Consider the following 11,552-nt stretch of genomic DNA (forward strand, 5'->3'; position numbering starts at 1 on the left):
TCGGCCAGGCGCAAGTGGCGGACCATTGCAATCAACCAGCTTGATGAGAAGAATGCGGGCCAAGCGGGCGACAAGCTGTTGTCAATCTAATCACTGAGACGTTTTCGGAATGCGGCATGCGCCTGCCGATACTCGCTTTCCCGATCCGCCTTATAGAATGGCACCTGATAACCCTCGGGCACCGGATTACGCTCCGAATCATCCAGATATTTGATCAGCTGATCATGCGCGTTGTTTGACTGATAGATGCCACGCGCATAGTAATCTCGCGTGATCCTACGGCCCTTGCTATCAAACCACATCGCGGACTCATATTCATTAAGTACGGGAAAGCGGGCCCGATACATCGACAGCAGCTCCTCCTCCCCGATGCCGAGCCAAACAGCGACGAGCGCGTCAAGCTCAACCAAGGCAGATCGGCGAGCCCTTTCCGTCCTGAGCGGAACCTCTCGCGTCCAAGAGCGCTCAAGGTCACCGAGCACTTCCGCTTCGGGTAGTGCGGGCCAAGGCACCGCCCAGGATTCTTCAGCACGCCAACGGCTGTCGTAAACCTTTTCCCACAGCGCGGCGTATGCCCTGGTAAGGCAATTTAGTCGAAGCACGCGCAGCAGTGCGGCAGATGCAAGCGGATGATCAGGGTCAGGGGCCGGCATTGCCCCCGAATTATTCACGTCTAAATGGCCACGACCAGTGATACGAAGCAGGTAGTCAAGCGGCAAGGAGGACCAGAAGGCCGCATGCAAAGCGGTCTCACGCTCGGCACCCACCACCATAGACCGAACGGCATGAATATGTGTCGGTCCAGGGGGCATAATTGCAGCAAACAGGCTTCGCTCGGTGGTGAGGGGCACCATCTCTCGCCAAACGAGTCGGTAGTAGTCAGTTGCGGAAATACCCGACCACAGATCCTGAGCCTGTCGAAAAGCGGCACGTTCAGCAGTCCGTCTATAATTTGTCCGCGGCACAGAGTTCTCATCCAAGGTGGCCAGATCCCATGCCTCGTAGTCCTTGTTGCTCCGGCATGGAGTGTTGGGTTGTTTGGCCAACGGCGTTGCTACTCCGAAATGCGGCCCTTGCAGGATCACCTCGGACCAATCATCACTCGCGGATGTATCCCACTCGATTAATCCGTCCTCCTTTGCAGTTTTTTCATTGAGGCCTGTCGAGATCATCGGACGGCAATTTGCTAGCCGCCGATTCACAGAGGCAAGCGCAGATATTGCTCGCTGCTCCCCAACGGTTATTGGCTGCAGTAGCGGGGCCTGACGTACCGACATGCCGGCATCCCCGACAACCATTCGCCACTCCGAGAGCACCGACTCATCTACGGCAATTAACCGCCCTCTATGCGGACGCAGGTCCCAAGTACCTGACGCCTTCATGCCCGGCAGGGCACCCGTTCCGTCATGCGCCAGTGATCCGACCAGCGTCTCAGGCGCGTACAACCAACTCGCATGCAGAAAATCGATCCGACTCCGTCGTGATCCATAAACATGGATACCGAATTCCTGACGCCAGTTAATCTCTCGAAAAAGTAGGCGCATGTTCTGAAAGTGCCCATGGAGTCTCAGGTGCTCATAGGCACCCGAACGCAAGCGCGCTTCGCGAGCTCCTGCCAGATGACTGTCGGGATGTATCAGCCCAGCGGTGCCAGCGCCGGAGATACTTGCCCAAACGCGGCACATGAATGCCCGGTAGAGGTCCGGACGAGTCCCTGACAGCAAGGGGTAATTAGCTATAGATGTGTAAAAGCCGACGCTTCCCGCATTGACAGTAAGCTCACGCATGTAAAAGCCGCCAGCTTGTAGCACAGTCCTCTTGCGGTCCTTCCTTCTCTGTCCTGACACAGCCTCCGTCATGACAAACCACGGGTCCCGCTCGGCTAGGACGATATCTTCTTGCCAATCGGGGCGAACCCATGGCGGATTTCCGATCTGAAGATCAAAGCCACCTTTGCCGAAGGATTGGGCGAAGGTGAGTTCCCAATGGAAGAATCCCTGACGTTCAGCGACCTGGTCGGCGGCGAGCAGCCAGGGGAAGCGATCTGAAAGTGTCCAGGGCGAGTCCACCCCGATCACACCGTCAAGCCGCTGCTCGAACTCGCTAATCTCGTCCAGGGTCGTGAACTTCCGGCCGTAGAACCGCTCGGTGGCCTCGTCCACGTCGCTGCGGCCGATCAGCGCCTCCGCGAACGTCAGCCAATCGTCCAGGTCGGTCAACGGCACCTGCCGGCGCAACTGCTCCGCCACGCTCAGCCGCCGGGTCCCGGTCGCCTTCGTCGGCAGCTTCATCTGCTGCGGCTGCACGTTCCCGTAGAGGTCCGCCACCTCGTAAGCGGCCGGCTCCTCGTACGCCGGGACGTCCTTGACGTGCGAGACCTGGACCGGCGCGGCTGGATAGACCGGGTCGGAGCCGTCCAGCAGCCCCACCTTGTCCAGCGGCCAGAACCACAGCGCGCACCACACGTCCATCAGCGTCTTGAGCCGCCAGTACGGCGTGCCGGGCGCGGTCAGGTCGGCGAGGATCTTGTCCCGGGCCACCGCCTCGGTCACCGGCGGCAGGTCGTCGGCACCCCAGACGGTGATGTCACGGCGGATCTCCCGCTCGGAGATGTCCAGGCGCTGCTGCACCAACCCCCACAGGAACTCGACCCGCCCGGCCAGCGCCTGCAACCGCTTGACCTGGGAGTTCTTGCCCTTGGCGGACGGCACGCGCTTCATCGCCGTACGCCATGCCTTGAGCTTTGCGGTCTCGGCGGGCGCCAGCTCCCGGGCCTCCTTCTCCCCCGCGACCGCGCCCCACCCGTCGGCGGGGAGCAGGAAGTGGTGGATGGCGCCCTCGTCGATCGGCCCGTCGCGGAACGGCTTCTCGGCCGGGGCGGTGGTGAGCCACGACTTGTCGGCGAGCTGCTTCGGCTCGTAGGTCTTGCGTCCGCAGCCGATCAGGGAGTTGCCGCGCTGAAGGTGCAGGCCGAACCAGGGGGCCTGGAGGCCGGCGTGCATGACGTTGAGCCAGAGCGACACCTCGGCCAGCTCGACGGCGGTGCGGTTGAGGTCGACGCCATAGCAGTTGTGCAGCGCGATGTACGCCTTCACCCGCTGGAGTTCCACCTGGTACTGCTCCGGGTCCAGGTCGACCTTCAACTCGCGGGCGCGGCGGCGCAGGTATTCGGCGGCGACCTGATTGATCGCCTCGTTGAGGAACGCGCCGGAGCCGAGCGCCGGCTCGCAGATCGTCCAGTCCAGCAGCTCCCGCGCCGGGGTGGTGGTGCCGTCCTGGTCGAGGCGGTACTTCAGGGCGAGCTGGACGGTGACCTCCGTCAGCGACTGCGGGGTGTAGTAGGAGGCGCTGGTCTGCCGGTCCCGGCCGGCGAGGCGGTAGACGAACGCGCCGGGGGTGTAGCTGACCCGGCTCCGCACTCCGGTGTACGGGTCCTCCTTGTAGACGAAGACGCTGTCCTCGTACTCGTCGGCCTTGGAGGCCGGGATCATCCACGAGCCGTCCTTCGGGTCGCCGTTCTTGGCGACCTCGTAGAGCTGCTCGGTGGCGACGAAACCGGTGTACGACATGAGGCCCTCGTACACGGCGCCGAGCTGGTTGATGCCGAGCTGCACGTACGAGATGAAACCGCCACGGCGCTTCTTCGCGCCCTTGGTCAGCATTAGCCGGCGCAGCACCTGGTAGAGCACCTTGTTGCGCAGCCGGGTGTCGATGGTCGGCGCGTCCGGGTCGTCCTCGTCGCCGTCCGGTGCGAAGACGCGGCCGATGAGCTTGGTCTTCTCCGGCAGGAACAGGTCCGACTTCATCGGCTCGAAGCGCAGGCCCTCGCCCTCGCTGGCCTTGTCGTCGACGTCGGCGCCACCGCGCGGGCGGTGGCCGCCGTTGACCATGCGGAACAGCAGTTCCAGCGACTCGTACAGGTGGAAGCCGTCCTCGGCGGAGGGGGCGAGCCGGCGGGAGACGAGGTCGCCGACGCGGGCGAGGCTGTAGCCCTCGACGTACTCGCGGTCGTTGACCGGCAGGACGCCCAGCTCGGGGCGGGCCTCGGCATAGAGCAGGAACAGGATCCGGTAGAGGTAACGCAGCGCCTCCCGGCCCAGCTCCTTGGCCAGCTCGTCCAGGACCATCACGTCCTGCGGCTGGTAGCCGGCCTGCCGGATGCGGTCGAGGACCTCGTTGGCGATGAGTTCGACGGAGACCTTCAGGCCCTCGCGCAGCTCGCTGGAGACGCCGACGGCGTGCTGGCGGGAGCCGGCGACCAGGTCGGCGAGGGGTTCGGTGCCGCCCTCGGCGGGTGGGCGCAGCGAGTCGGCGCCGAAGAGGGCGGCGACGACGCCGTACTCCTTGTCGTCGTTGCGCGCGTAGGCGGTGTCCAGGCTGACCGCCAGGTAGCGGCCCTCGCCCCAGGCGACGCGGTCGGCGAGCGTGACCACGCCGCCGCTGAGGATGAGCACGTACCGGGGCTTCGGGTTGTCGGCGGCGAACAGCCAGGAGGCGAGCTTCGCACCGGTGTCGATGGTCTCGGTGCCGCCGAGGGTGACCGGGGCGAGCAGCCGGCCGGCGTCGTCCGGGTCCTGGGCGGCCTCGGCGTCGACGGCCCAGCCGCAGTCCAGCGCGACGATGCCGTGCGCGGAGGTCAGCTCGGCGTGCGCGACGGCGATCTGGTGTTCCTGGCCGGCGCGCTCGACGGTGATGGTCTGCGGGTTCGGCTCGAAGCCGAGCGCCTTCAACAGCTCCTGGTGCAGCTTGCGTTGCCGCTCGGGGTCGAAGAACTCGTCGTCGGCCAGCTCGGACTTGGCGTCGAAGTAGGGCCGGCGCAGGCCACGCAGGCCGGTGCGCGGCGTCGGGTCGCCGGCCTTCTCCCGCTCGGTCCACTGCTTGAGCAGGCCGCCCTTGAGCGTGGTGGGCAGGATCTCGGCCAGGTAGTGGGCGGAGAGGTATTCACCGCGGTTGGTCAACGCGTCGAAGCTCATGCGGCACTCTCCGGGGACGGGACGAGGACGGCGAGGACCCGCAGCAGCGGGTCGCCCGCGGTTTCCAGGCGGTCGAGCAGGTCGTGCTGCTCGGCGACGGTGTGCCGGGCGTGCTCGCGGCGCTTGGCGCGGTGCGCCGCGGGCAGCTCGTCGAAGAGGCTGGCCTGCTCGAAGGTGCGCAGTTGCCGGCGGTACTGCTCCAGCGGTTCGGCGTTCGCCGCGGCCCACTCGTCGCGCTTGCCTTCCAGGTGGGCGCGGGCGACGCGGACGGCCTGCGGCAGGAGCTGCCGGTGGGGGTCGAGGGCGGCGGCCTCCGCGCGGTTGACCATGGTCGGGCCGACGTCGGCTTCGCGCAGCACCTCGTCCATCGGCCGGATCTCGGGCGCGGTGGGCAGGCCGGAGACGGCCATCCACTGCACCACCGTCGGCTGGCCGAGGCGGTTGGCGTAGACGCCCTGGATCAGATAGGTCGGCGCGGACACGTCGGCGGTCAGCACCGGGGCCTGCTGACGGCCCAGCCGGATGAGCACCTTGTCGACCAGCCAGTCGACCATCGGGTGCACGTCGCTGAGGAAGGCGACCTCCGGCCACATCGGGGTCTTGCTCTGCCGGGCCTGGTCGAGCTTGCGCTGCGCGAGCCCGCGGTCGAAGGTGACCTTGAGCCGCAGGTCCTCGCCCTCGCGGTGGGCACGCAGATAGGAGCGGGGCAGGTCGGTGAGCCGGTGCACCAGGTCGTCGGGGGCGAGGAACGTCAGCAGCTCGTCCTCGCGGCGCAGGTCGATGTGGTCCTCGGGCCGGTCCTGGTAGATCTCCTGGAGCGCCGCGTCGACGAAGTCCTCGGTGGAGCCGAACAGCTTCGGCACCCGGGCCACCGGAATGTCCGCCGCGACCGGCGCGGTGCCGACGTCGCCGAACAGGTCGGCCATCACGTCGATCTCGGCGTGCGCGGCCTCGTAGGACTCGTCGACGCTTCGGCCAGCCAGCAGGTCACGGACCAGCCGGTCCTCCTCGGCCTTGGCGTCGTAGAGACCGGTGGCGGCCTCCACGCTGCCGAGGCTGCGGTGGGCGACCGCCTCCCGGTCGAGCAGCTTCTCCGAGACCGTACGGTCGTCCTTGGCGTCCTCCCGGTCGGAGGTGAGGATGAGCGCGCGGAACTGCGGCTGGTGTTTCTGCCCGTAGCGGTCGATGCGGCCGTTGCGCTGCTCGATCCGGATCAGGCTCCACGGGATGTCGTAGTGGATCAGGTGGTGGCACTGCTGGTGCAGGTTGACGCCCTCGGAGGCCACATCGCCGGTGAACAGCAGCCGCACGTCGCTGCCGGCCAGCTCGAACTCCTGGAGGATCCGCTGCTCGTCCTGGTCGGCGACGCCGCCGTGCAGCACCCGCACCGCGTTCGGCTTGAGCCCGAGCATCGCCGGGACGGTCTCGGCCAGCCACTTGATGGTGGGGACGCGCTCGGAGAAGACCACCGCCCGGGTGTCGCTGCCCCGCCCGACGCCGATCTCCTTCAGCTCCTCGACGAGCTTGCGCAGCTTGCTGGAGTCCTGGTCGGTCATCGCCGAGGTCAGCTCCGCGAGCCGGTCCAGCGCCGCCCGTTCCGCGCCGGTGGCCTTCTTGCGCCGGTTGGTCACCGTCTCGTGCAGCGCCCGGTGGGAGGAGAGGAACGACTTCACCAACGTGTACGGGAACAGGCGGTGCTGCCCGGTGACCGCCTCGTCGCTCCACTTGCCGGCCAGCCACACGTCGGTCAGCTCGTCGAAGATCTGCTCCTCGATCGGGCCGGCCGTGCAGCGCACCGCCTGCGAGGGACCACGATCGGCCCAGCGGTCGCCGATCTGGTCGCGCACCTCCGGGCTGATCTTGGTGCGGCGCAGGTAGAGATGGGCGATGTCCTTCGCCTCGTACCGCTTCTCGTCGGCGATGGCCGCCGGGTCGAGCAGCGAGATGAGCTGGGCGAACGACTCCTTGTCGCCGTTGTGCGGGGTGGCGCTGGCCAGCAGCAACGCGTCGGTCTTCGCGGCGAGCCGGCGGGCCAGTTCGTTGCGCTGGGTGCCCTTATTGATGAGGTTGTGCGACTCGTCGATGACCACCGCGTCCCAGGTGGTGGCGTCGAGGTGGTGGCCGAACTGGCCGGCGTCCTTGAGCGTGTCGACCGAGATGATGGCCCGCTTGAAGTAGGTGAACGGGTTCCGCCCAGCCGGGATCTCCTGCTGGATGCGCTGGATGCCGGTCGAGTCGAGCCGCACCAGCGGGATGGCGAACCGGGTCCACAGCTCCCGCTGGAACTGTTCGAGCACCTGCTGCGGCGACACCACCAGGATCCGGTCGCCCCGGCCCCGGCGGATCAGCTCGGCCAGGATCAGCCCGATCTCCAGGGTCTTGCCGAGCCCCACCACGTCGGCGAGCAGGATGCGCGGACGCAGGCCGGCCAGGGCCAGCTCCACCGGGCGCTGCTGGTAGGTCAGCGGGTCGAGCAGGAACCGGTCGGCCAACGCGAGCCCGCGCTCGGTGCGCGGCAGCGGGGTACGCCGCAGCACGGCCTCCAGGAACAGCCGGCTCTGCCGGAATCGCGAGGAGGTGTCGTGGACCAGCACGGTGTCCTCGGGCCGCATCGCCTGGATCGTCTTGTCGATCTCGGTGAAGAACGTCGCCTCGACGTCCTGCACGAACTCGGACACGCCGACCGCCTTGATCATCGTGCCGTCGGCGGTGCCGGTCTTCACGCTGCGCACCAGCCACTCCTCGTCCCGGACGACGATGCGGGAACCCGGGGCGAAAATGGCGTCCTGGGAGGTGGTCATACGGTGGAGCCTTCCTACAGCGTCGAGCGGCGGGCGTACTGGCGGCGGATCCGGTCGACAAGCCAGGTCACGTCGGGGCCTCGGCCGGCGGCGCGCTCCGGGTCGGGCAGGGTGGGGGCCGGGTCCGGCACCTCGAGCGTGTCGTGCGCGTCGACGGCGGTGTCCTCCGGCTCCTTTCGCGGGTCCTGGAGGTCCGGCGGGACGAGCAGCTCAGTCTCGCCGTCGTAGGTGAGCCCGGCGACCTCCTGCCGGAGGCTCGGCACGCTCTTGCCGCTGCTCGCCGAGGCGACCGCCAGCAGCCGAGCACCGACGTCGTCGAGGCCGGGTCGGGCGCCGGGATCGTGGGCGAGCATCGCGCCGAGCAGCGGCGCCAGCTCGGCCGGCACGCCGGACAGGTCGGGCAGGTCGCTCGGCTCGGTGATGCGCAGCAGCAGGTTCCACGAGTTGGTCGGCGGGTAGAGGCCGTGGCCGGTCATCGCGAAGACAAGCGTCGCGGCCAGCCCGTAGACGTCCACGGCAGCGGTCAGCTCCCGCTCCCCCCGCACCTGCTCCGGCGACATGTAGGCGGGCGTGCCGACCAGAGCCCCCGGCTCGGTCAGGAAGTCGCTACGGTCGATCAGGATGGCGAGACCGAAGTCGATGAGCTTCGGACCGTCCGGCCCGAGGATGATGTTCTGCGGCTTCAGGTCGCGGTGCAGCAGGCCGGCCTGGTGCACCCTGCCCAGGCCGTCGGCGAGCAGCGCGCCGACCATGGCGGCCACCGGCAACGACAGCGGGCCACGGGCGTCGACGTGCTGCCGCAGCGTCGCGCCCGGCACGTACTCGACCGCCAGCCAGGCCGGGTCGCCGTAGGGGTCGGCGTTTTCCAAGCGGGCTATCCGCGAGCCGAACACCAGCTTGAGGCTGTCGACCTCGGCGGCGAATCGGTCCCGGACCGTCGACTCGGTGAGCAGGTGCTTCCGGATCACCTTGAGCGCGACGCGGTCGGCGGTCGGCGACACGGCGAAGAACACCTCACCCATCCCGCCCGACCCCAGCGGCTTGACCAACTTGAAGCCGCCGATGCTGCCCAGCGTCATCCCACCCCCTCACGATGACACCCCACCGAACTGCCGACCCGATCCGTCGACGCCACACCCGGTGGACGCACGACCGTACATCGTTGAACGATCAAGGAGCTACTGACCCTTCGGCGATTTGCGCTGGTCCGAACGCCGGGACGTCGGCGTCAGAGCCCCCCGGGCCAGTCCGTCCGCGGTCAACTGGACGAGTTCGGCGCCCATCGCGGCGGCCTGTCGGATTGCCGACTCGAACGCGTCCAGTCGCCGGAACGCCTCCCCGTACGCCCCCTGCTCCTCCCGCGACACCCGCCGCACCTGCGCCCGCCGCACGTCGAACCGCAGCGTCCCCGACAGGCTCGACGCCTGCCGCTCATTCGTCGACGTCCGCAGTTGTCCGGCCAGAAACCACGAGTCCAACACCGCAGGATTGGGCCGCAGCAGATAGAGGTTCCGCCCCAGCAGAACACCGTCGACCGTCACCACCCGCGCCGTGAGCTGCCGCGCGATCATCGGCACCACCACGTCCCCGACAGCCAGCTCGATCTCCTGCCCGAGCCGCCCGTCGTCCCGCCCGGTCGCCGCCACGCCGCCCAGCACGTCCGCCACGGTCAGCACCGGTCGCCCGTCACCGTCGGAGGCACCGTCGCCGGTGCCTCGGAGCGGGCCGAGGAGCTGTAACGCCCCGGCCCGGACCAGCTCCCCCACGTTGAGGAACTCCCCGTCGATCCCGTCGGGCGCGGGCGTGACCTGCGGCATCAGCGCCGGCAGGTCGGCCACGACGGCGGCGAGGCGTTCGCGCGTGCGTACCAGCTGTTCTCCACTCGCCTCGCCCACGACGGCGGGTTGGCGGCGGGCGGGGGTGAGGTCGACCTCCTCGTCGAGCAGCTCGATCACAGGCACGGCCCGCGCGTAGCCAGCCTCGTCGACGTCGTCGCCCGCGGCGAACGCCCGCCAGGTGTCGAGGACGCGCGCCAGGTCGCCGGCGGCGGCGTCGACGAGCAGCGTCCGCGCCGGTGGCGGCGCGTCGGCCGACGGGCGTCGCAGCACCCACAGGTGCAGGGGTACGCCGTGCGGCGCCGCCGCCCCCGGTGGCAGCGCGACGACGGCACGCAGCGCGCCGCGGCGCAGCAGCTCGGCGCGGATCCGCCGGCCGGCGCGGCGGCCGGCGACGGTGGGCGGCATCAGGAGTACGGCGTGGCCGCCGGGACGCAGATGGGCCAGGGCGTGTTGGACCCAGGCCAGTTCAGGTTCGGTACGCGGGGTGGTGCCGACGATCCAGCGCGGGTCGTGACCGAGTTCGTCGTCGCCCCAGTTGCTGGCACCGAACGGCGGGTGGCAGACGACGGCGTCGAAGGTGCGTCCGGGGTGGGCGTCGGCGCGTAGCGAGTCGCCGGTGCTCACCTCTCCCGGCACGTCGCGCAGGGCCAGCCAGAGTCCGGCGAGCCGGGCGAGATCGCTGTCGAGTTCCTGCCCGTACGCGGAGGTGCAGCCGGCGCGGACGGCGGCGCGGAGGGTGGCGCCGGAGCCGGCGGCGGGGTCGAACACCGAGCCGCCGCCAACGTCGGCGAGGCCGGCCATCAGGTCGGCCAAGTCGTCGGGGGTGGCGAAGGGGCGGCCGGGTCCGGGTGCGGAGAAGCGTTGCCAGAGCGCGTCGAACGCGCCCTGCGGGCCGAGTTCGTCGGCGAGCTTGTCGACGTCGGGCAGCAGCGGTTTGAGCTGAGGGTCTGTCGACCGGGCGGGGCGTTGGCCGCGTTGCCGGGCGAGCAGCCGGATGCCGACGGCGGCGAGGCCGGCGGCCGGGGAGGTGCTGGTGGCGGCGAGGTGTCGCCAGAGCCGGTCGCCGGTGGCGAGTTCGGGGAGCTTGCCCTGGGCGTGCAGCCAGCGCTCGACCTGGGTGAGGTCGAACTCGGGGCTGGTGGCACTGCCGCCGACCGGGTCGGGGAAGTCGTCGTGGCGTTTGCGCCAGTTGCTGACGGCGGCCCGACCGACACCGGCGAGCCGGGCGATCTCCGCTGCGGTGATGGTCGGTGTCTCCTGCACATTCGGAGTGTGTCACATCCGTCAAGCATAATGTCTGTTGACAGTGTTCACGGATGATGTTCTTATTGACGCCGCCACATTCACAGCAGGAGGACAACGATGCGCAAGACCACCACGCTCGCCCTGATCGCCGGCGCTCTCGTCGCGCTGGGCTGCGGCGCCGGCTCGACCGACGACGCCACCAGCAGCAGCGGCCAGACGGAGACCGGCGCGGGCGGCGGGCAGGGCGGGGACACGCCGAAGACCGCGAAGATCGGCCAACCGGCCCGCGACGGCAAGTTCGAATTCACGGTGAAGTCCGCCAAGTGCGGCGTCACCAAGGTCGGGTCGTCGGCGCTGGGCGCCAAGGCGCAGGGCCAGTTCTGCCTGGTGACCATCACCGTCAAGAACATCGGCAAGAAGGCGCAGCTGCTCGACGGCAGCAGCCAGACCGCCTACGCGGCCAACGGCACCGAATACTCCACCGACACCGAGGCCGGCATCTACGCCAACCAGGAGCAGAGCACGTTCTTCGAGGAGATCAACCCCGGTAACCAGGTGACCGGCGTGTTCGTCTTCGACATCCCGAAGACCGTCAAGCTCACCCGGCTCGAACTGCACGACTCCGCGTTCTCCGGCGGCGTCACCGTCGCCCTCGGCTGATCCCCGCACCGGTCGGGGACGGGCCCCGCGAAGCC

Annotated in this window: 5 protein-coding genes; 1 reads left to right on the forward strand and 4 read right to left on the reverse strand. The window is 68.6% G+C overall.

Features of this window, described 5'->3' with window-relative positions:
- Positions 1-86: 86 nt before the first annotated feature.
- From O7598_RS15095 to O7598_RS15110, 4 genes are all read right to left on the reverse strand, one after another.
- The gene (locus O7598_RS15095) at positions 87-4,973 is read right to left on the reverse strand and encodes a class I SAM-dependent DNA methyltransferase (RefSeq protein WP_269691982.1); all 4,887 of its coding nucleotides are present in this window, start codon (positions 4,971-4,973) and stop codon (positions 87-89) included.
- Positions 4,970-7,774 carry a helicase-related protein gene (locus O7598_RS15100; RefSeq protein WP_269691983.1) on the reverse strand — a complete coding sequence of 935 codons (2,805 nt, stop codon included), beginning with the start codon at positions 7,772-7,774 and terminating at the stop codon, positions 4,970-4,972. Before O7598_RS15100 ends, O7598_RS15095 begins: the two co-directional genes overlap by 4 nt.
- A gap of 14 nt (positions 7,775-7,788) precedes the next feature.
- Positions 7,789-8,853, reverse strand: coding sequence for a serine/threonine-protein kinase (locus tag O7598_RS15105; RefSeq protein ID WP_269691984.1), 1,065 nt, complete (start codon positions 8,851-8,853; stop codon positions 7,789-7,791).
- Positions 8,854-8,952: 99 nt separating this feature from the next.
- Positions 8,953-10,875: an N-6 DNA methylase gene (locus tag O7598_RS15110; protein ID WP_269691985.1), complete on the reverse strand. Its 1,923-nt coding sequence runs from the start codon at positions 10,873-10,875 to the stop codon at positions 8,953-8,955.
- A gap of 99 nt (positions 10,876-10,974) precedes the next feature.
- Between O7598_RS15110 and O7598_RS15115 the strand changes: the two genes are divergently transcribed.
- On the forward strand, positions 10,975-11,517 hold the full coding sequence (locus O7598_RS15115; RefSeq protein WP_269691986.1) for a DUF4352 domain-containing protein: 543 nt from the start codon (positions 10,975-10,977) through the stop codon (positions 11,515-11,517).
- Positions 11,518-11,552 lie beyond the last annotated feature (35 nt).

It is taken from the genome of Micromonospora sp. WMMC241 (genome assembly GCF_027460165.1).
GTDB lineage: Bacteria > Actinomycetota > Actinomycetes > Mycobacteriales > Micromonosporaceae > Micromonospora > Micromonospora humi.

Excerpts from the sequence above, each read along its gene's own strand:
- O7598_RS15100 (WP_269691983.1), bottom strand. The coding sequence starts at position 7,774 with ATGACCACCTCCCAGGACGCCATTTTCGCCCCGGGTTCCCGCATCGTC.
- O7598_RS15115 (WP_269691986.1), top strand. The coding sequence starts at position 10,975 with ATGCGCAAGACCACCACGCTCGCCCTGATCGCCGGCGCTCTCGTCGCG.
- O7598_RS15095 (WP_269691982.1), bottom strand. The coding sequence starts at position 4,973 with ATGAGCTTCGACGCGTTGACCAACCGCGGTGAATACCTCTCCGCCCAC.
- O7598_RS15105 (WP_269691984.1), bottom strand. The coding sequence starts at position 8,853 with ATGACGCTGGGCAGCATCGGCGGCTTCAAGTTGGTCAAGCCGCTGGGG.